The sequence below is a fragment of the Methylobacterium sp. J-026 genome, from assembly GCF_022829585.1.
Taxonomy (GTDB): domain Bacteria; phylum Pseudomonadota; class Alphaproteobacteria; order Rhizobiales; family Beijerinckiaceae; genus Methylobacterium.
Map to the genome: position 1 here is coordinate 1 of NZ_JAKSYC010000305.1, position 20,982 is coordinate 20,982.

Annotated in this window: 18 protein-coding genes and 1 pseudogene; 6 read left to right on the forward strand and 13 right to left on the reverse strand. The window is 65.0% G+C overall.

The window, feature by feature from the left end; all coding sequences use genetic code 11:
- Positions 1–346: 346 nt before the first annotated feature.
- Positions 347–2,425, forward strand: coding sequence for a molybdopterin-dependent oxidoreductase (locus tag MKK69_RS25830; protein WP_243972692.1), 2,079 nt, complete (start codon positions 347–349; stop codon positions 2,423–2,425).
- Positions 2,426–2,542: 117 nt separating this feature from the next.
- Here the strand turns inward: MKK69_RS25830 and MKK69_RS25835 are convergent, their stop codons facing one another.
- The 3 genes from MKK69_RS25835 to MKK69_RS25845 all read right to left on the reverse strand — a co-directional run bounded on the left by MKK69_RS25835 (position 2,543) and on the right by MKK69_RS25845 (position 4,812).
- Complete coding sequence (locus tag MKK69_RS25835; RefSeq protein WP_243972693.1) at positions 2,543–3,805, reverse strand: DUF2325 domain-containing protein; 1,263 nt, start codon at positions 3,803–3,805, stop codon at positions 2,543–2,545.
- 108 nt (positions 3,806–3,913) lie between these two features.
- Entirely contained in the window at positions 3,914–4,291 is a 378-nt protein-coding gene (locus MKK69_RS25840; RefSeq protein ID WP_243972694.1) for a hypothetical protein, read from the reverse strand.
- A 176-nt stretch (positions 4,292–4,467) separates the two neighbouring features.
- A complete protein-coding gene (locus MKK69_RS25845; RefSeq protein WP_243972695.1) occupies positions 4,468–4,812 on the reverse strand; it encodes a winged helix-turn-helix domain-containing protein in 345 nt (114 codons plus the stop codon).
- A 182-nt stretch (positions 4,813–4,994) separates the two neighbouring features.
- Between MKK69_RS25845 and MKK69_RS25850 the strand changes: the two genes are divergently transcribed.
- Positions 4,995–6,527: an aldehyde dehydrogenase family protein gene (locus MKK69_RS25850; protein WP_243972697.1), complete on the forward strand. Its 1,533-nt coding sequence runs from the start codon at positions 4,995–4,997 to the stop codon at positions 6,525–6,527.
- A gap of 45 nt (positions 6,528–6,572) precedes the next feature.
- Here MKK69_RS25850 and glp read toward each other — a convergent pair whose 3' ends face one another.
- A complete protein-coding gene (gene glp / locus MKK69_RS25855) occupies positions 6,573–7,811 on the reverse strand; it encodes a gephyrin-like molybdotransferase Glp (protein WP_243972699.1) in 1,239 nt (412 codons plus the stop codon).
- A gap of 141 nt (positions 7,812–7,952) precedes the next feature.
- On the opposite strand from glp, the gene MKK69_RS25860 reads away from it, so the two are divergent.
- The 4 genes from MKK69_RS25860 (at position 7,953) to MKK69_RS25875 (ending at position 10,591) form a co-directional block, all read left to right on the forward strand.
- Entirely contained in the window at positions 7,953–9,008 is a 1,056-nt protein-coding gene (locus MKK69_RS25860) for an NAD(P)-dependent alcohol dehydrogenase (RefSeq protein WP_243972701.1), read from the forward strand.
- A gap of 50 nt (positions 9,009–9,058) precedes the next feature.
- Positions 9,059–9,841: a molybdate ABC transporter substrate-binding protein gene (modA, locus tag MKK69_RS25865; protein WP_243972703.1), complete on the forward strand. Its 783-nt coding sequence runs from the start codon at positions 9,059–9,061 to the stop codon at positions 9,839–9,841.
- Between the two features lie 28 nt (positions 9,842–9,869).
- On the forward strand, positions 9,870–10,079 hold the full coding sequence (locus MKK69_RS25870; RefSeq protein ID WP_243972705.1) for a molybdopterin-binding protein: 210 nt from the start codon (positions 9,870–9,872) through the stop codon (positions 10,077–10,079).
- A gap of 140 nt (positions 10,080–10,219) precedes the next feature.
- The gene (locus MKK69_RS25875; protein ID WP_243972707.1) at positions 10,220–10,591 is read left to right on the forward strand and encodes a hypothetical protein; all 372 of its coding nucleotides are present in this window, start codon (positions 10,220–10,222) and stop codon (positions 10,589–10,591) included.
- Positions 10,592–10,618: 27 nt separating this feature from the next.
- Here MKK69_RS25875 and MKK69_RS25880 read toward each other — a convergent pair whose 3' ends face one another.
- The 9 genes and pseudogenes from MKK69_RS25880 to MKK69_RS25915 form a co-directional block, all read right to left on the reverse strand.
- On the reverse strand, positions 10,619–11,374 hold the full coding sequence (locus MKK69_RS25880) for a substrate-binding domain-containing protein (RefSeq protein ID WP_243972708.1): 756 nt from the start codon (positions 11,372–11,374) through the stop codon (positions 10,619–10,621).
- A 179-nt stretch (positions 11,375–11,553) separates the two neighbouring features.
- Positions 11,554–12,048 (reverse strand): tRNA (N6-threonylcarbamoyladenosine(37)-N6)-methyltransferase TrmO, encoded by a 495-nt coding sequence (gene tsaA, locus MKK69_RS25885; RefSeq protein ID WP_243972710.1) that lies wholly within the window; start codon positions 12,046–12,048, stop codon positions 11,554–11,556.
- A gap of 256 nt (positions 12,049–12,304) precedes the next feature.
- Complete coding sequence (locus tag MKK69_RS25890; protein WP_243972712.1) at positions 12,305–13,939, reverse strand: hypothetical protein; 1,635 nt, start codon at positions 13,937–13,939, stop codon at positions 12,305–12,307.
- A gap of 807 nt (positions 13,940–14,746) precedes the next feature.
- Entirely contained in the window at positions 14,747–16,231 is a 1,485-nt protein-coding gene (locus tag MKK69_RS25895; RefSeq protein ID WP_243972714.1) for a phage/plasmid primase, P4 family, read from the reverse strand.
- 81 nt (positions 16,232–16,312) lie between these two features.
- A pseudogene (locus tag MKK69_RS31435) lies at positions 16,313–16,993 on the reverse strand (bifunctional DNA primase/polymerase); the annotation flags it as partial.
- A 98-nt stretch (positions 16,994–17,091) separates the two neighbouring features.
- A complete protein-coding gene (locus MKK69_RS25900) occupies positions 17,092–17,973 on the reverse strand; it encodes a hypothetical protein (RefSeq protein WP_243972716.1) in 882 nt (293 codons plus the stop codon).
- A complete protein-coding gene (locus MKK69_RS25905) occupies positions 17,970–18,179 on the reverse strand; it encodes a helix-turn-helix transcriptional regulator (protein ID WP_243972718.1) in 210 nt (69 codons plus the stop codon). The genes MKK69_RS25900 and MKK69_RS25905 overlap by 4 nt, the downstream gene beginning before the upstream one ends.
- Positions 18,180–18,998: 819 nt before the next feature.
- Positions 18,999–20,192: a tyrosine-type recombinase/integrase gene (locus tag MKK69_RS25910; protein WP_243972720.1), complete on the reverse strand. Its 1,194-nt coding sequence runs from the start codon at positions 20,190–20,192 to the stop codon at positions 18,999–19,001.
- 439 nt (positions 20,193–20,631) lie between these two features.
- Positions 20,632–20,976, reverse strand: coding sequence for a RidA family protein (locus MKK69_RS25915; RefSeq protein WP_243972722.1), 345 nt, complete (start codon positions 20,974–20,976; stop codon positions 20,632–20,634).
- Positions 20,977–20,982: the final 6 nt, after the last annotated feature.

Genomic DNA, 20,982 nt, shown 5'->3' on the forward strand with positions numbered 1-20,982 from the left:
CTCACCGGTTTGGCCATGATGGTGGCAAGCCCAGGCAGTTCTTCGATCCACTCGGCAAGCCTGTGATGTGAGAAAGGGTTGGGACGGCATGTCGGCTTCGGCCCATGTGCCGCCCGAAAGCGGACGGGCCGTTTCCCACCCAACCCAGCCGTTCAGAGGCGCTGGCCAACGCGACCGAAACTGGCCGAAAGCAGCTGGCCTGCTTCGGAGAGGATCAGCAGCAACAGCAGACATGGGCTCCGTCGCTGTACGCATGGCGCCCGGCAGGCACGGGAACTGCTCCCACTCGCCATCCCCGCGCAGCACGGCTACGGTCGTCCGCGCTGCCTGAGCAAGAGTCGCGCTGATGTCCGAGATCCGCTCCTCTGTCTGCCCGCATGACTGCCCCAGCACTTGCGCGCTGGACGTCGAGATTCTGGATGAGGCGCGGATCGGAGCGGTGCGCGGGGCCGACAACCCGTACACGGGCGGGGTGATCTGCAACAAGGTTGCCCGCTACGCCGAGCGGATCCACCATCCGGACCGCGTGCTCTACCCGCTCCTGCGCAGCGGCGGGAAAGGCAGCGGGACGTTCCGCCGGATTGGCTGGGACGAGGCGCTCGACCGCGTCGTGGCTGGCTTCGGCGCGGCGACCGAACGCTACGGCAGCGAGGCCGCCTGGGCCTACAGCTCCGGGGGTACGATGGGCCTCGTACAGCGCGACGGCATCTTCCGGCTGCGTCACGCCCTGCGCTGGTCCGGCCGCAAGGGGACGATCTGCTCCATGATCGCCGGTGCCGGCTGGACCGCGGGCTGCGGCCGAATCTCGGGCTCGGACAGCCGGGAGATGGCGGTCGCTGATCTGAACGTGCTCTGGGGTACCAACCCGGTGTCCACGCAGGTGAACGTCATGACCCACGTCACCCGCGCCCGAAAGGAGCGCGGCGCGAAGCTCGTCGTGATCGACCCGTACCGCACCGGCACCGCGGCGGCGGCTGACCTTCATCTCGCCGTCCGGCCCGGGACAGACGCGGCGCTCGCCTGCGCGGTGATGCACTGCGCCTTCCGGGACGGCCATGCCGACCGAGCCTACATGGCGGACTACGCCGACGATCCTGAGGCGCTCGAAGCGCATCTGACGACGCGTGGGCCCGCCTGGGCGGCCGAGATCACCGGGTTGACCGTCGCGGAGATCGAGGCGTTCGCGGCGCTCTACAACGGTACGCCCCGGGCCTATATCCGCTGCGGCTACGGCTTCACCCGCGGGCGGGGGGGCGCCGCGGCGATGCACGCGGTGACATGTCTGCCCACCGTCACCGGCAAGTGGCGGTACGAGGGCGGCGGCGCGCTGTTCACCAACAAGGGCATCTTCGCCTGGGACAAGTCGCTGATCGAGGGCACGTCGCTCCGGGACCCCGCGATCCGGGAACTCGACATGAGCCGCATCGCCAGCGTCCTGGCCGGCGATGCGGATGCGCTGCACGGCGGCCCCGGCATCTATGCTCTGCTTGTGCAGAGCGGCAATCCCGCCTCAGTCTGTCCAGACAGCAACCGGGTCCGCGGGGGGCTGATGCGCGAGGACCTGTTCACCGTCGTGCACGAGCAGTTCATGACCGAGACGGCCCGCTACGCGGACATCGTGCTACCGGCGACGATGTTCCTAGAGCACGACGACATCTACCAAGCGATGGGCCATAGCCACATCCAGATCGGACTGGCGGCGATCGACCCGCCCGGCGAGGCGATCTCCAACCACGACCTCGTGTGCACATTGGCGCGGCGTTTCGGCCTCGACCACCCGACCTTCGCGATGACTGCCCTGGAGCTGGCGGATGCCACGCTGCGCGCCTCCGGCTATCCGTCCGCCGCCGAGCTGGCGGAGCGGCGTTGGCTGGACGTCCAGTTGCCGTTCCGATCCGCCCACTTCCTCGATGGGTTCGCCCATCCAGACTGCCGGTTCCGCTTTCGGGCCGATTGGCGGGCGCTGGGGGATACGGAGGGCCGGCTGTCCCCGCTGCCGGATTGGCTGCCGCTGATCGACGGGGCGACCGGCGATCGCCCCCTGCGCCTCGTCACCGCCCCGGCCCGGCAGTTCCTGAACTCGACCTTCACGGAGACGCCGAACGCCCGCAAGCGCGAGGGGCGCCCGCAGGTGCTGATCGCCCCGGAGGATGGCCTGCGCTTCGGAATTGCTGACGGGGCGCTCACCCGCCTCGGTAACGATCGTGGCGAGGTGGTCCTGCACGCCCGTCATATGCCGGGACAGCGGCCGGGCACCGTGGTGGTGGAGAGCATCTGGCCCGCCGACGCCTTCGAGGTGCCGGAGCACGGCATAAACGTGCTGACCTCGGACGAGGCTGCTCTCCCGTCGGGGGGCGCGGTCTTCCACGACACGGCCGTGTGGATGCGGGCCGAAGCCGACGCGACGACGATGGAGGCGGCCTGACGTCGGGACGGTGCTGCAATCAGATGGCGGCGGCGCCTGCTCACAAGCATCGCTCGCGGGTGCTGACGCGCGACCGCTTGCATCCGCGGCTAGGTAAGCCGCAAGCGAGCCCAAGCCTTAGAAGCGGTCGGCGTGAGGCTCGGCGTTCCCGACCGCGTGGACGAAGCTCGCAAGGCTGGCGCTGCGCACTGGCCTGAACGGCCTGCCACTCGTTTCGCAGACTCGCTTCAACACCCCCGTCGCCTCGTGGCTGACGCATTCGACCGGGAACAGCACCAGCTCGCTGCGGCTGACGAGGCCAGGCAGCAACGCCATGCTGTCTTCGATGCCGCCGTCGTGGCTCAGGAGCCGCCCGCCGCGCGCCTCAGCGAATTGGCGCAGCCGTGCCACCTGGCGCGGACGCCCTCCGACGTAGAGTAGAATCCGGCCCGCCAGGGGGGCGTCCATATCCGCGAAGCTGGACGATGTCCCGGTGCCGGTAGGTTCGTCAGCTGCAGCCAAGATGGCCTCGACCGCGCCCAGCTCCGACTCGACCGCCCGACGACGCTCAGCCTCCGCCTGCAAGTCGGCACTTAGCTTGCCCGCTGCGTGCATCAGCACGGCAACCCTCTCTTCGAGGGCGTCCGCGTGGGCGCGCTCGCGCTGCAGTTGCGCGGTCAGCGCCTTTATAGCCGTGACATCAGCTTCCAATGGCCGCGCGGCAGCAACTCGGGAAAGCGCCTGCTCTGCCTCAATGGTACGTTGGCGCATGTTCAAGCCGTCGCGCTGCTCCATCAGATCGAGAGCACGGCGTTCCAGGGCGGCAATTCGCTCGTCTCGCTCGGCCAGATCGGCTTCCAGCTGGCGCAGGCGGCAGATGTCGGCTCGGTTCGACTGCCCAACGAGATGCGAGAGCATGTGCACCTCGCCAAAGACGTCCTGCACCAGAGCCCAATCGGTCGCCGGATGCGTAATCGCTGCCCAGTAGGCGCCCGGGATCTCGCCACGCTCGACAGAGGCTTTCCAAAGCGCTCGCACGGCCTCGGCCGTACGGGCCTCGGCAAAGCGGTCGATATCCCGCGCGTGACGCCGGTCCAGTGCCTTTTGTAGCAGCCGACCACCACCGTCCTTCCTCCCAGCGATCTGGACGATCTCGCCGTGCAATCGGTGCTCGGTGATGGTTCGTGCGTCCGGCCGACCGAGCTTGGCAAGGATCGCGCGGGCCTCGGCATTGGTCAGGCAGGTACCGACGATCGAGCAGTGCAGGGTCTCAGCCAGTTCCCAGATGCGGTCACGCGGCTTGTCCGCGGGATCGGCGACTTGAGGCGGCACGAACGGCGGGTGCCCGGCCGACGAGAGGGTCCGCAGTGCAGGACCGTCGAGGTGAGCGAATGGAGGCACCAGCGTCTCCCAGAGCGCTATATTCATTCGTATATAGCACTCTGCCTAAACTTGTCAGGTCTGCAAAGGGGGACCCGCGTCACGATATGCGGGCGAGTCCGTCCGGGGTTAGTTGCAAGGCTCGGTCGGCCGGGCACTGGCGGTCAGAAGCGTACGTCCAATTTCTGCGAGCTGATCGTGCGCGAAGTTGAAGGCTAACGCCGTGGCCCCGACGTTAAAGACGAGGACCGGATCACCGCGCCCGTCCCCGCCCAGTGTTATCAGATCAACAGGAAACGGCCGGGTCGTCGTGACGCAAGGCTCCTGATCCGATCCACTCAGGCTCAGAGCTTGGCGGCCCAGGGTAATCAGCAGCGCGACGATGGGCTGCACGTCGTCGCGGGCGAGGACGATCTCGTTCACCTCGTCATCGTCGACGACGATCTGCAGGCGCACACGTCTGCCGTCCGAGCTCGCCTCGCCCGATACCCGCGTCACGAGCGGCATATGGCCCTCCTTCCGGCGGGGGCTGCCCGGTGCGATCGACGACCATCCGAGCGCACACCGGGCTATCCAGACTGCGTGCACGTTATAGTCGGAGAAATATACCGATCAACTCGGGGGCTTGGCCAGCCTTGGGGCGGCTCGACGGGAAAGAGACAGTTCCGGTCCGGATCCGCCTGTCAGGTCTCCCTGCGCACGGCCGGGGCGATCCGCGCCAGGAAGGGTGACGCCACCCGCTCGGCTGCCTGCTCAATGGCACGGTAGTGGGCGACGAGATCTGTCCCGAGGGCAGACAGCCGCGCGCCCCCGCCAGCTTTCCCGCCGATCTGCGACTCTACCACGGGCTGGCCGAAGCCGGAGTTCATCTCCTCGATCAGCATCCACGCCCGTCGATATGACATGCCAAGGGCTCGTCCGGCCGCCGAAATCGAGCCGTGCTCCGCCACCATCTCTAGGAGCTGCACCTTGCCCGGTCCGATACGGATGTCGGGCGCCAAGTCGATCCGAATGCTCAACCGGGCCATTACCGCATCCCTCGGTTCCACCGCGTCACGGCCATCTGCGCGCGCCGCTCCTATGCGCGAGCACGGTTGCTCGTGCGTTCATTCGCTATATCCTGTTGGATACATCGCGTGGATGCATGCCGTCCGAGACTCATGGCTGGCCTCTGCCCCGATATGCGATGGTAACAGGGAGATAACGAGCCATGAACGTCCGTGCCGACATTCCGGCCCTCTCGCCGACCATCCCGCCCGCGATCCGCGACTGGTTATCTAAGGACCGTACGCTTCTCATCGACGGCAAGTGGGTACCCGCCCAGTCCGGCAAGACCTTCGACGTCACCGATCCCGCGACCGGCGAGGTCATCGCCAAGGTCGCCGAGGGTGACAAGGCCGATGTCGATGCCGCCGTGAAGGCGGCCCGCCGGGCCTTCGAGAGCGGCCCCTGGTCGAGGATGACGCCCTCCGCCCGCGGCCGCCTGCTGCACCGGATCGGCGACCTAATCCTGGAGCATGCCGACGAGTTGGCCGCGCTGGAGGCCATCGACAACGGCAAGCCCAAGGCGGACGCTAAGGCTGCGGACGTCACTCTCTCGGCCGACATGTTCCACTACATGTCCGGCTGGGCCACCAAGATCGAGGGCAAGTCGATCCCGATCTCGGCGCTCGCAGCGCCAGGCTTGGATTTCTTCTCGGTGACGCGGCCGGAGCCGATTGGCGTCGTCGGCCAGATCATCCCGTGGAACTTCCCCCTGCTGATGGCGGCTTGGAAGCTGGCGCCTGCGCTTACCACTGGCTGCACGGTCGTCCTGAAAATCGCAGAGGAGACGCCCCTCTCGGCGCTGCGCCTCGGCGAGCTCATGCAGGAGGCCGGACTACCGGACGGCGTCGTCAACATCATCGCAGGCTTCGGTGAGACCGCGGGCGCGGCGCTCGCCGGCCATCCGGACGTGAACAAGGTCGCGTTCACCGGCTCTACCGAGGTCGGCAAGCTGATCGTCAAGGCGGCTGCTGGTGACCTGAAGCGCATGTCGCTAGAGCTCGGCGGCAAGTCGCCGAACATCATCCTGCCCGATGCCGACCTGTCGCTGGCGATCCCGGGCGCCAACGCGGCGATCTTCTTCAATCATGGCCAGTGCTGCAACGCCGGCTCGCGCCTGTTCGTGCATCGCTCGATCTTCGACAAGGTGGTGGAGGGCATCGCGGCCGAGGCCGGCAAAATCAAGCTCGGCCACGGGCTCGACGACGGCACCGAGATGGGACCGCTCGTCTCCTCCGTGCAGTACGAGCGGGTGAACGGCTTCCTCGAAGCCGGCCGTACCGAGGGTGCGACGGCGATCTCGTGCGGCAATGCTGTGCCCTCCGGCAAAGGCTACTTCGTCCCGCCGACGATCCTGACCGACACCAACCCCGGCATGAAGGTGGTGCGCGAGGAGATCTTCGGGCCGGTGCTGGTCGCCACGCCCTTCGACGAGGTCGACGACGCATTGATCGCCGAGGCCAACAACACGGTCTACGGGCTCGCCGCCGGCGTCTGGGGCAAGGATACCGGCCGCGCCCAGCAGATCGCCCACCGGCTTCGGGCGGGCACGGTATGGGTAAACTGCTACCACGTCTTCGACGCGGCGCTGCCGTTCGGCGGCTACAAGCAGTCCGGCTGGGGCCGTGAGATGGGTCAGGCGGTGCTGTCGAACTACCTGGAGACGAAGGCGATCACGACGCGCCTCGGCGCGCTCTAAGGTGTCTGCCGACCCCGCATCCGCAAGGGGTCGGTGGCAGCATCATCAGAAGCCGGCGGCGGTGTCGAACCGGATGATCTCGACGCTGTCGCCGGTCTGTGCCGCGGGCGCGTCCGGCGGCCTTACGGCCACGGCGTCGGCGGCCGCCAAGCCCGACAGCATCGCGTTGTCCTGCGAGGGCAGGACGGTGAAGAGGAGGCTGCCGCAGGCCTCTCGGTCGAGACGACCGCGCAGGAAGGTCGTACGTGGCCCAACGGCCGCGATAGGGGCGGCGAGGATCGCCCGCTCATGCTCCGTATTCCGGCGGCCAGCGCCGCTGAGCAACGACAGAGCAGGCCTGAGAAACACGAGCGCGGCGGTCATCGCAGCGCAGGCATTGCCGGGCAGGCCGAGGATCGGGAGTGATCCAAGGGTTCCGAACAACGTCGCCTTGCCCGGTCGCATCCGGACCTTTTGGAAGGCGGCCTCGAAAGGCAGCCGTCCAAGCGTCGGGCCTACGAAGTCGAAGGCGCCGACGGACGCGCCGCCCGTCGTAACGAGAAGGTCGGCATCCAGGCTCGTGAGAACGCGGGCGAGGGCATCCGGGTCATCGCGAACGATCCCAAGATCGTGCGGGACGCCGCCCCAAGCGCGGATCAGGACTCGCAGGGCCGGCCGGTTGGCGTCGATGATCTGGGCACCGCCGCCGGGCGTCAGAGCCTCGGACAGCTCGTCGCCCGTGGAAAGGACGGCGACACGGGGCCGCTGACGAACGGGGGCGTGCAAGTATCCAGACGCAGCCAGCAGCCCGATGTCGCGCGCGTTCAGCCGATGTCCTGACGAGACGACCGGCTGTCCCGCCTTGAAGTTGCTCCCTGCAGCCCGGATATGGCGATGCGGCTCGGCGCCCGGCAGGACGACGACGCGCCCGTCGACCTCCGCGATGAGTTCCTGGACGACGATGGTATCGGCCCCCGGTGGTACAGGCGCTCCGGTGAAGATCCGGTGGCAGGTGCCGGGCAGGATCGGAAGCTGGGCGCGATCACCGGCCTTGATGGTCTCGACACACTGCAAGGGTGCCGCTGTATCCATCCAGCGCAGGGCGTAACCGTCCATCGCCGCGACTGCGAACGGCGGCGCGTCGAGCCGTGCGGGCAGGTCGGCGGCCGCCACACGGCCGAGCGCGTCGTCGAGGAGGACGCTCGCAGTACCCCCCGGACGTAACACAGCCGCCATCCGGTCCAGCGCCGTCCCGATCTCGACCAGGGCGGCGCCACCGCCCTTCAATGGGCTCGTCGCCTGCACGTCTTCATCCTCCGGAACGCATGTCGGGGTCCCGGCCAGCACTACCCGCGGTTATGTATGATCGTATATAGCGCTTCGATGGACGAGGCCTCGGGAGCCTTCAACGCCAGGCCCGTCGATCCCGCGCGATCAGGAGAGAGCATGTTCCAGTGCACCGGCTACGCCGCTCAGACTGCCGAGACACCGCTCGCCCCCTTCCGCTTCGAGCGCCGTGAGCCGGGTCCCACCGACGTCGAGATCGAGATCCTGTACTGCGGCGTCTGCCACTCGGATCTGCATCAGGTCCGCAACGAGTGGCAAAACACCCTCTATCCCTGCGTGCCCGGCCACGAGATCGTCGGGCGAGTCACCCGTGTCGGAGATGAGGTATCGGACCTGAAAGCGGGCGACCTCGCCGCGGTCGGCTGCATGGTCGACTCCTGCCGGGAATGCGAGAGCTGCCGGGAGGGTCTGGAGCAGTATTGCCAGCCCGGCTTCACCGCGACCTACAATGGCCCCGAGCAGGGCACCGGTGCCAACACGTTCGGCGGCTACTCCAGCCACATCATGGTCGAGCGACACTTCGTTCTGCGCGTGCCGCAGGGTCTCGACCTCGCTGGCGTCGCACCGCTGCTGTGCGCGGGCATTACCACCTACTCGCCGCTCAAGCGCTGGGGTGCCGGGCCCGGCAAGAAGGTCGGCATCGTCGGCCTAGGCGGCCTCGGCCACATGGGCGTGAAGCTCGCGCACGCGATGGGTGCCCGTGTCGTCCTGTTCACCACCTCGCCGGGCAAGGAGGCCGACGCCAAGCGGCTCGGGGCGGACGAGGTCGTGATCTCGAAGGACCCCGACGCCATGGCGGCGCAGGCCGAGAGCTTCGACCTGATCGTTGACACGGTGGCGGCCGAGCACGACATCAACGCCTACCTCGCCCTGCTCAAGCGAGACTGCACGCTCGTGCAAGTCGGCGCCCCCGAGAAGCCGCTGCCGGTGGAGGTATTCAGCGTGATCTGGCGCCGGCGCAACTTCGCGGGCTCGCTGATCGGTGGCATCGCGGAGACCCAGGAGATGCTCGATTTCTGCGGCGAGCACGGCATCACCGCCGATATCGAGATGATCCCGATCGATCAGATCGAGACGGCCTACACGCGCATGTTGAAGAGCGACGTGAAGTACCGCTTCGTCATCGACATGGCCTCGCTGCCGAAGGCGGCTTGAACCATATCGTCGACGCACCATCCCCGCACCTGAACAGGAACCGCCTCCGCATGCACCGCCTGATCCGATCCAGCCTGATCGCCGCCCTGCTCCTCGCCGCAGGCGCGGCACAAGCGGCCGAGACCACGACGGTGTTTGCGGCAGCCAGCCTTAAGAATGCCCTCGATGATGCCGGCAAGGCGTTCAGGGCGCAGTCGGGGATTGATGTCCGATCGAGCTACGCGGCGTCGTCCGCGCTCGCCCGGCAGATCGAAGCTGGAGCGCCGGCCGACCTGTTCGCCTCAGCCGACCTCGAATGGATGGACTATCTCGCTAAGAAGAACCTCATCCGTCCGGACACGCGGGTGAGCCTGCTCGGCAACCGGCTCGTCCTGATCGCGCCGCGCGACGCCAAGGAAAGCACGGTCGCTTTCACGCCGGAGGGCTTCGCCAAGGCGCTCGGCCACGATGGACGGCTGGCCACCGGCGAGGTCAACTCGGTGCCGATCGGCAAGTACGCGAAAACCGCTTTCGAGAAGCTCGGCCTGTGGGGGAGCATCCAACCCCGTTTGGCTCTGAGCGACAACGTTCGAGCGGCCTTGGCTCTGGTCTCGCGCGGCGAGGCGCCGCTCGGCGTCGTCTACGAGAGCGATGCGAAATCGGATCCCGGCGTGAAGGTCGTGGGGGTGTTTCCGGCGGACAGCCACCCCCCGGTGGTGTACCCGTTCGCCGTCACCGCGGACGCGAAGGGCGACGGGGCGAAGCGCTTCCTGGACTATCTCCGTAGCGCTGCGGCCAAGCCGTTCTTCGAGGCTCAGGGCTTCAGCGTCATCGATGGTGGCAAGAACCAGTAGCCCGAAAAGGGCCAGGAAGGCGGACACCGTGAAGATCAGCGCACGCAACATCATCAAGGGCACCGTGACCGCGATCGAGAAGGGCGCCACCACGGCGCACGTCAAGATCGAGATCATGCCGGGCCAGGTCGTCACCGCCGCCGTGACCAACGAGGCCGTCGACAGTCTCAATCTCACGGTCGGCGGTTCTGCCTACGCCGTGATCAAGGCGTCCGACGTCATGGTTGCCGTCGACTGATGAAGCCTGGATCCCGCGTCCTTCTCACCGTCGCATTAGCGGTCTGCTGCATCGGTCCGGCGGCGGCTGAGGATCCACCGGCCTGCGCGAGCTTCGCATGGTCGGTGGCGCGGGATCGTGCTGCGTTCACGTCACCCGACTTGGCCGAGCTCGCATCTGGATCGGCTCTGCCGGGCGGGAAGGGGGCCGCGCAGGTGTCATTGAAGCCGGCGGCAGAAGTAACACTGCCGGTTCAATCCGAAAGGACCGCGAAGCCGGGGACGTTCGCTGGCTTCATCACGGCCACGGTGCCATCCGCCGGCACCTATCAACTGACGCTGTCGGAGGATGCCTGGATCGACGTCAGTCAGGATGGGCGCACGACGCTCAAGCCCGAGCGCATCAGCGGTAAGGCCGGCTGCCCGGAGGTCCGCAAGAGCTTGCGTTTCGCACTCGACGCCGGCTCGGTGACGATCGAGATCGGCCGCGCGCCGAGCCCGCAGATCAAGCTCGATCTGCACCCGGCGGAGTAGCCGCGTCGGCTGCCTGTCCCGACTGCCTCACGGCCCGCTGATCGGCCTGAGTTCGTGGCGGGCGAGGATCGCCTGCCCCTTCTCGGAGACGAGGAACAGGGCGAGACGCGCCGCGTCCGGGTTGTCGGAGATCAGCGCCATGGCGTAGGTCGCCGGCACCGACAGGCTGGGTGGGAGTTGCACGAGGCTGAGGCCAGGCGCCTCCTTCATCGTACCGCTTTGGCCACTGCAGTAGTAAAGCAGCGCATCGGCGTTGTTTCCGAGGAAGACCGTAGCGGCGGGGCTACGGCCCGCGACAGGCACCATCGTGTTGGGCGAGCCGAGCAGTTTCAACGCCTTCTTCTCCAGCACGGCTTTGGCGCCGGGATGTTCGGCATCAGCCCGGTCGAACACAGCGAAGGCGTAGTCGCCGCCGGGATCGGCGCCGGGTGTCGAAGTCGCGAGCCGTAGGTCGGGATTGAGAAGGCGGTCGAGGAGGTTGTCGGACGTCAGGCCGAGGTCAGCGCGGGCGTACACACACAACCTGTTGCGGGCGAACGGCACGACGTTTTGGGCTTTGCCCGCAGCGGCGAGGCGGCGTGGGCCGGCGAAATCGGCCGACAAGTAGAGGTCCACCTTCTCGCCAGCCTCGATTCGCTGGCGTAGCAGGCCGGCCGGCCCGAAGGTCGGCGCGGCTACCGCCTCCGCGGGCAGGCCCGAGGCGGCGATCACGTCCTTGAGCGCGGCGACAAGGCTGCCGGCCGCGTAGACCCGCACGGGTTCCGCCCAGGCGCCGCTCGTCATGCCTAGGGTTAGGCATCCGAGGAGTGCCGCGTGTCGGAGGAAACGCATCGGCGAAGGGAGAAGGAAGTCGGTCAAGGAGGGCTCCGGACGGCTTAAACGGCGCTATATCCATATGGATATAACCGATCAGCTGTTCGGATCATCCCTGGCAAACGCATTTCGTGCCTGCGGCCAAGACGTCAGTCGTCGGTTTGGAAATCGCCATGCTGCGGCGGGGCGATCGGTGTGAAGAGGGACCGATCTGGCTTAAGGTCAAGGAGCGGTGTCCCGTCCAGGCAATCGAGGCCCCTGACGGTCAGGATGTTACCCGCGATGCCGATGAGCGTGGCGACCGATGTCCCGATGGGGTTCGGCCGAACAGGCGAGCGCAGAGCGAAAGTGCCACGTGTCGTCCCATCGTCGGCTGGGCTCTGGCGCACGAGGTCGCGACGGGAGGCGTCGAGCCAATACAGCACTTCGATTCGAGCGTAGGCCTCAAGCCCGTCCAGGGCAGCAACCCACGGCTCGAAAAGCTCTATTCGGCAGAGGGGGCCATCCGAGCGTCCCTGTCGCGGGCAAGCGAGGCGGTCTGTCCAAGGCGTATGAACACGACCGATGTAGATCAGCCCGGCATCGAATTGCTGGGGCTCCGCGACGGCAATTTCACCGGCTCGAATTTCGTTGAGACGTACCACGCGCTGCCAATCCCAATCGATGAGTGTCTACATCATCACTATGGCAGCTATCGGGCTGCAAGTCGGGCCAGTTGTACGGCAGCAATGGGCGCAAAGCCGAAGGTCCGCTTCTAAGTGTTGGGCTAACCTCCGATTTCCACTCTTCTCAGAAGTTCGATCAAGCCGCTCCATATTATCGAAGCGCAGTAGGATGCTGGTCGGTGGTCAGCCGCCAGGTGAAGCCCCCAGCCCGCTCATATTCCGAGAGGAACAGCAATCACGCGCGGCGCAGTTCGGTCGTCTTAAACGGCTGCAGCGTATCGATCGCCTCGATCGGATCCGTTTTCGGATTCCATTTGAAGTAGCGCAAGGTGACCGTCTCGGGCGTGAAGTCCATGATCATGAAGCCGTTCTCTTCGATCGGTTTTAGGGTTTCCTCCATGTCGAGGTGGTTCGGAGGTAGCGCCCCGACCCCGCGGAACTCCGAAGGCCAGCCGCCCGTGCTCGTGCCGAGCGGGCCAGGCAGGACCGCGACGACCGGCTTGGCCGAGAAATCAAGCTGGCCGCTGCGCCGCATGTTGCCCTCGCCGATCGCGTGCAGGTCGCCGCTCACCACCAGCGGGATCCGCTCGGGCATCGCGGCCAGCGACTGCATCAGCCGGTCGTGTTGGGCTAGCCAGCCGGATTGCCAGTAGGGCTTGGGCTTGGCCACCGACAGCTTCCCGTCCGGCCCCAAAAGATCGGGATACCACTCACCCCACTTCCCCGCGCTCCAGCCCGGCGGGTTCGAGGGCACGCTGACCACGTGCGAGACTTCTCGGGCCGCCGCGCGGGCCTTCAGCCAACCCTCGACCTCGGGCGCCACGAACACCGCCGTCGGACCGGCCAGCGTCAAGGTGCGACGCACGTCGTAGAGTAGGACCTCGGCCAATCGCCCATAGCGTAGTGTCCCGAAGCTCTCGGATAAACCCGATGGTCGCGAGGACGGTCGGTCGGGTCGGTCGGCACCGGGCAACCCGGCGGGTCGGTTCGGATCGGGTAGGAACTCGGGATACCACAGCCGCTGCGTGGCCCGGGCGGCCTCCAGCATAAAGGTGTCGGGTGGGAAAGTGACGGCGGCGTCGGTCGCCTCGTCGTTGTCGAAGTGGTCGTGATCATCCTGCAGGAAAAACACAGGCGTCGAGCGGCACAGCGTGCCGTAGAGCGGCGTGATCTGCTCGCCGGCGGCCTTGAGCAACGCGGCCTCGTTGCCGCCGCCGAGGAGTGGGGCCGACCGGTCGAACCGGGCATAGGCGAGCGCGGCCGGGTTGGCGCCGAGCTTGGGCGCGGCGCGGGGGGCGAGCAGGTCCCAGTAGACGTGGTCGCCGTTGGCGATCAGCGCGTCGGGGGCGAACGACAAGCCGCGACGCAGGAGGCGCTGACGGACCGCAGCCGATAGGAACTCGAAGCCGGTGCCGGCCTTCGCGAACAGGTCATGGCCGCCGGCGCAGGAATAGACCAGCAGCCGCAGCTTTTCGGGCCGGTCGTCAGGTGCTGGCATCGTGGTGAGGGTCCAAGGCTGGCACAAGGCCCGGCCATCCCCGCCGATCAGCGCGAGCTGGTGCTCGGTGCCTGGCCTTAGGTCGTCGGCCTGGAACTGCCAGAAGGCGCCGCGGGTGTCAGTGCGCTGACCGGGGATGCGCCGATCGCCGACCAGCATTGCCGGGGTGCCATCGAGGGACTGGCGGAAGGATGCCTTGATCAGGATGCGGTCGTGGCTGCTCGTCGGTAGGAGGTGGTCGACCTCACCTGCGTCCCAGTCCGGCTGCGCGCTCGCCCCGCGACCGACGATCTGGGCGGTGGAGATTGTTGGTAGGGCACCCAACGCGAGGGATGCGCCCGCGCCCAACACTTCGCGACGTGTGGTTGGCATCTTGGGTCCTCCCGGACGCGGTTCATTTCGAACCTTACCCGGACCGTCCTCCCGCGCTCGCACGGCCGTCAAGTCGACAAAGGACCTAATCGTCACGACCTCCTCGGTCCCGGCCTCAGGGTGAGGGACGGCAGAGATGCTGAGCAAGCGCATCGGGTACCAGATTGAGAAGTCCCTGGAGGCCAAGCACCTCGACTAGGAAAGTGCTCGAAACCTAATGTCATGCCTCAGGTCAGGGTGGTGCAGCAAAATTCGATCTGCCGCCCCAAGCCCCGATCGACGCGGATGCGGGGCTCGGAAATGCCGCTGTTGTCGACCCCGGCATCAGATTAGGGGCAAGCCGGTCGGTCACAATCGGGGTCGAACTCCTACGAGAACTCGGGTTGCGCCATAAGCATGACGGAAGCCCCGCATCTGCGTCGATCGGGGCTTGGGGCGGCGCTCATTCGCTGACAAGCGTGGGCTAATCATAGGCGACGGCGAGTTCCTCGTTATCAGCCATGTTGCCAATGCGCCGATTGGCGGAGATCCTACGTCAGCTCGCTTGAGGCCGCGATCTTTGAAACCGCCTCCGTAACAGGGGTTATTTTTCTTGGTCACAATCCCAAAATAGGCGGCCAACCCCATTCTCGATGATCTCAGTCCGTAGTGATGAAAGTGATAGTAATTTTTAACAGCCGAGTAAATTTTTTGTTTGATAATTTGGTGTAATAGCTAGTCATGTCATGGGTTGATGGCTGAAGCTTCACTTTCGTCACCGCCGACCAAAAACACAAACAACATGGCTTGGCCGGCGGAACGAGGGGGTCAGGAACGCAGACGCAGCCCCTGGATCTTCGGCCCCTGATTGCCGCGCCCGACCTTGTAGCCGAGGCTCTCAAGGTTGCGCTGGAACCCGAGGCGCTGCTGAGCGATCGTGATCCCGGCCGCATGGGCCCAGTCCCGGTAGGCTTTGTACAGCGCCTGGACGTAGGCGCTCCCGGCCTCCTCGCATCGCTCGGCCAGGAAGGCCGGGACGGGATTGGCGGCCTTCAGCAGCTCCGCCTTGGCATCCAGGGAGTCCGCGGGCGGTTCGAAACGCCAGCCCCGACGTATCACCTGCCGCAGCCCGTCGAGGTAGCGGTTGAGCACGCCCGGCATCTCCTCGGCCCAGATCTGCGGGAATAGCTTCGAGTTGGCCTCTTGATCAGAGAACTTCCGAGCGAAAGGCACCACGATCAGGCGCCGTTGCATGCCGTGCGAGAGGTCGGCGAGCGTGGGCGGGGGGTTGAAGAGCATCAGAATGGCAGTCCGCACCGTGAAGGTGAACGGCGGCCCGAATTTGTTCTCGCCCGTGATCGTCTTCTCCTCGCTCAGGCGCTTCAGTTGCCCGTCGGGTAAACGGGTGCCAGCCTTCACGTCGTCGTCGATGATCGCGAGCTTGCCAAGAAGGTTGCCACCGGTGAACCGGCTCTTGTCGATGTCCCCGATCGGCATGGCCACAATCAACTCGCGTCCGACTAACCGCACGAACGTCTCGACAAGCTTAGTCTTGCCGTTATTACCGCCACCCCAGCCCAGCGTAATGAGGGGGATCGGCCGCCCGGGTTGCAGCATATAGCCCATGAGTTCGTGCCATAGCCGCACCATCGCGGCCGGGTCACTCGCCTTGGCGAAGATCCCCTTGATCGCGTCGTCGTAGTCGGCGCTGACCGCCAGCGGGTCATAGTCAACATCGAGACAGTGCCTCAGGAAAGAGTCGGCTCGATGAGGGCGAAGCTCGGGCCGCCCATTGTCCTTGATCCAGAGCTCGCCGTTGCGGCAATTGATGACCGGCAGAGGGGGGGCCATGAACCGCAGCACGTCACCATCCGCCGCGACCTTCGCCCCAATCAGCCTGACAACCTGGCCAATCAGCGGCGCGGTTTGCCCCTTCGGACGAAGGGGGAGTCCTTGGATCGTCGTGAGAATGCGGCCCTCGAGCACTTTCTCACTCAGGGGTGCCCAACATCGGCCATCGTACCACCAGAAGCGCCCGTCGAAGGCCCGGAGCAGGTGAGCGCCGCCGGCAAAGTGCTGGTCGAGGACTGCTTGCATGACAGCCTCAGCCTGGTCGCCGTCCATCGGCCCGACCGGGTACCGCAGCACGCTGGCTACGATCCCAGCGATCTCTTGGTCGTCGAGCGGCGGCCGGCAGCATGCGGCGTTCTCGGCCTTGAGGGCGGCCAGCAGCCCTGCCTCAGACGCCCCTGCGCGGCGGATTGCGCCGGCCTGCTTGGTGAGGCGGGTGTTGCGCTCGCCCTCGGGAATCAAGCGTTCTGATGCGCTAGTCTCTGGCTCCGGTTCGGATGATGTGCCGCCCTGTAGGCGGTCGAGCCACGCCCTCGGGAGGGGTGCTACGTCTATCGAGAGCGGATCGCGTCCCTCTCGGTAGCGGTAACGGCGGCCCGAGGCGTGCAGGCTTGGCGGGACCACAATGAACGACCCGTCCGCCTGGAAGTCGATGCCGGCAGCCCCGTGTTTCGTTTTCGTAGGGGTATCCGGGCAACGGTAGACACGATGGCTCCCGCCACCTCCGGTTCGCATGCGAACCGTACGCGGAAGTCGGCCTAGCTCGGCACTGAGCTGCCGGAAGGTGGCTCCCCCGCCGTTGCGAGGATCGACATCGATCGCGACGAGCCCAGAAGCCTGACCCATGGCGATACCTATGTTGGCGTCAGGATTATCGCACCAGATCTGCCTGACCTCATTCTCGTTGATCGTTGCTACTTTGTAGCCACCCGCGAGTATTGGGTGCTTCCCCGGTCGCTTGCAGGCGGCGCCCTCCGAACAGGTGCAGACCTTGTTACGGATCGCGTGGAGCGGAAGAACGGGAAAGCCGCGCTTCGCGTAGGTCATCGCCGCGCGCGCGAGGCTATCAAATGATCCCTCAGAAGAGGACTCGGCGAAGGCGGAGGCCGAAGTTACCCGCGCGACCTTGCTCGACCGCGGCCGACTCGCAGATTTTCTCTTGGAGGAAGCAGTGCGGTAGCCATGACGATTAGGCTGCTGTCTAGACGTGCTGTACTTAGTCATGATAGTTTCTGCCTCTTTAGTCGTAGGGACTTCAATCGGGTGGGGTATTAGCGCGCGAGGGAGGTCGCCCCCCCCTCGCGTTAGAGGTGATCACAGCATCACTCTGCTTCGCAGACGGGACGAATGATGCTCGCGCCTAGCTCCACACGATCCCCGTCGCGTTCAGTGCATTCGATCATCACAAGAAGCTTGTCGCCCCTATTCATCTCAAGAAATGCAGCACGCTCATTCACGCCGGGAGCAAATACGATAGGATCGATCAAATCGAAGGGATCGCTGTCCAGTGCATTCAGTTGGATCGGCTGCGCTATGTTCTGATCGTCAGACAAACTACGTCTTGCGTTGCTAGATTTTCTGCACACGGCGACTATCCGCATCGGTCTCGCTGTCTTTCCGTCACTTCTCCGCCGCCGAGCTGATCGAGGATATTCCGTCACGGCCATCTTGTAGATGCGATCGATGCCACCGGGCTGAACTAGCTGAGCCAACACTTCTTGTTCCGTGCGATTCTTTCGAATTAGGTATTCGACGGCCCGTCCCTTTTTAGCCGCAAGATCATCGCCACGCCTGCTCCCATTCGAAAACATAAAATTCGCAATAAAGTGACTCCGAGATCCTTCGTCATCGTTCAGTGTGGGCTTGATGTGCCGGTGTTTCCACCTCGACAATTCAGAGATATTCTTCCATTCACTGTCATTTTCGACGACCCGCTTGGTGAGTTCCCAGCCGATGAAAAGCAGCGCGCGACCAAGCTCGTGATGCGACGCCTCCATATTCAGGTGGGCCGCACTGCTCGCTGTGAGACAATCGACGACATTTCCACCGCGCTGCGCCCCAACTTGAGCGTAGAATTCAAGCGGTGTGCACACCTTTGCCGTTTGATCGTTTACATGCAGAAGCTGAAGTCCGATTTTTTCGGACTTTACATCGTCCGGCGAGTGAAGGACGCGGACGTTTTGGTGCGAGTGAGGGACGCTCATTGAGCGCCTCCCTGCGTGCGGCGCTGCTCGAACTCACGCAACTCTTCGACGCGGAATCGCTTGGCGCGCCTCCCTATCGGGTGAAGCGGGGGCAGCCACTTGAGGTCCAACCAGAGGTACATCGTCGAATTGGAAATCGAATATCGACGCTGCACCCACTTTGGCGTGACAAAACCTGACTGCGGCAAATCAGTATTGTAATTCATTGGATCTCCTCGGTTATCCGTGGAGTGTCCATAAATAATCAGAAGCACGGTCTCGCAAGCAAATTTGTCATAGAACAAACTTGTCAGAGGAAATCCTATTTTTTTGGGCGCCGCTCAGCGACGGCGCTCAAGGCGCTCCTCACCTGGTTAGCTGTCGTTTGACTGTCTAGACAATATGCAATTAAATGTACAAACTGATGTTCCCGCTTTACGAAGTCTTGCAGATGAATATTACTTGATTTATCGCTCTTTTTCGGTAGAATAACAAAGTTCCTTGAGAACTTTCCATCGAATAACTCTTTCCACAAATCGCTCGATCGGTGGCAGGCATTCCTGAGACTAGTTCTACCAACTCTTACGTTTGGCTCCCGGGCGATTGGAAGTGATGCCCGACCCACAAGCAGGGTCATATCTCGCAGTTGCAAGAGGGCATCTTCTTCATTGTCTCCTCTCCGACGCAGATGTGGGACGGCTTGATGATTGATCGTCTGTCGCGCATCTAGCTCGAACGCTCGTAGCGCACAAAGCATCGATGCAGCTGCTTTCCTGAACGCCTTGACGTCGGCTCGGATCTTTGCACGATCGAGACGATGGTCATAATCCCAGTCCGCCCAATAATGCCGGACTATCTCTAGCAATGCTGGGCGTAGCGTCGTCTTTACATTTCGCCAATCCGTGCCAACCTGACCGGGTGGCGGCGAGCGCAAAAATTTGCAGATCGAACGATATGCGAGTTTAGTACATTGCCTTACTCTTTCGTCGTCAAAGATTCCTGGGCCTGGATTGCTGCCGATGTACGCGTAAACGGACCTGGGCGGTTCAAGAGGCATTCAAGTATTCCGCGTCGCAGAAAGACCCCCATAGTTCCATCAGCTCGCGTCGCTTCTCAAGCAGGTCACCGCGCCGGTAGGCGGCTTCAACGCGGTTTTCGATCGTGTGGGCCAGCGCCATCTCGGCCACCTCCCGCGGGAGGTTGGTTGCCTCGGCTGCCCAATCCCGGAACGACGACCGGAAGCCGTGGGCGGTGATCGATGCCCCCATCCGTCGCAACGCCATCAAAAATACCATGTTTGACAGCGGCCGGTCGCCCGCGCGCCCAGGGAACACCAACGCGCTGCCGCCTCCCAACTCCCGTGCTCGGGCTAAGACCTCGCGCGCCCGTTCGCTCAGCGGCACCCGGTGCTCCCGCCCGGCCTTCATCCGCGCCGCCGGGACAGTCCATAGCGCCTCTGCCTTATTGATCTCAGACCAGTTGGCGCCCAAGACCTCGCTGGTTCGAGCAGCCGTGAGGATCAGGAATTCGAAGGCTATGCGACCGACTTCGCCCTGTCCGGACATGGCCCGCAACCGGGCAACAAAGGCTGGAACCTCGGCATAAGGCTGGGCCGCATGGTGCCCCTGATGCTCGCTCTGCTTCGGCAAGCCTTTCACGACACCATCGACCGGATTATCGCCGCTGCGGTGACCGGCCGCCTTCGCCCAGTCCAGCACCGTCCCGATCCGCTGGCGCACCCGCCGGGCCGTCTCCCCCTTCGTCAGCCAGATCGGCGAGAGTGCCCGCAGCACGTCGGGGGTCTCGATCAGGTCGACGCGCTTCGCGCCGAGGTGCGGGTTGGCGTAGGTGCGTAGGGTGGTGATCCACTGCGCGGCGTGCTTCGGGTTCTTCCACGTCGCCTTGTGCTCGGCATGGACGAGTTCGGCCGCCTCAGCGAAGGTCGGGATGGTCGCTCGCGCCTTCGCCCGCTCAGCCAGGGGGTCACCGCCGTCGCGGGCGGTCTTACGATAGGTGAGGGCCTTCTCCCGGGCCTCGGCGAGGCTGACGAGGCCGGCGCCGCCCAGGCCGATGTCGCGTCGGTGCCCCTGCACGACGATGCGCAGGAGCCAGCGTTTGGCGCCCGAAGGGTCGACGACGAGGTAGAGGCCGTGGCCGTCGGCGTAGCGGCCGGGGCTCTTCAGCGCCCGCACCTGGACGGTCGTCAGTGCCTTTTCGGGATGCCGCCCCTTGCCACCCATTGCCGGGTCCGCCTAACTCGCTCACCCCACATTTTGTACCACATTGCGCATCAGCTGCAAGTAGATCTTACGGGATCGTATCGGACTAGCGCGTCTGCGTCGAAGCCCTGCTATCCTCTTGGTCGGCAATAGCGAATCGGCCGATTTTGGTCCCTCTCGGATCTGATCGGATGATCGGATTTGGCAGACGCTCCCTCCGCCAGCCTTTCGCCCCGTGGCTGATCCGCCGCGAAGCACACGGAAATCAAAGGCTTACATCTCGGCGACGGCTGAAGACGTTTCGATCGGGCGACGGGGGAGGTCTTCCCGTCGCCCGCTTGGGTTTGGCGGGCTGGCGGATCGGCGACGGGGCCGTTCCCGCCGCTGATCCGGGGCGCCGGCCCGGCGGCCGGGCGGCCGGGACCGGCCATCGCAGGTCCGATGAACCCGTCCAAACGGCTCAGCGGGCCGCGGTGATGACCGCCTCGATCAGGACCTGCGGGCCGAGTTCGGCGACGCCGATGGTGGAGCGGCTCGGCAGGATCTCGGGCGCGAACCACGCGGTCCAGGCCGCGTTCATCTCGTTCTTGAGCGCCATGTCGGTGATGTAGAGCGTGGCCGTCAGGATCTTGGTCCTGTCGCTGCCCATCTCGGCGAGCAGCGCGTCGATCCGCGCCAGGATCTGTTCGGTCTGGCCCTTCATCGCGGCCGATCGATCCTCGGCCACGATACCGCCGAAGTAGAGAACGCCGCCGTGCTCCACCACGCGGTGCATGATCGGCGTGCGGATATGGCGCTGGATCATCGAAAC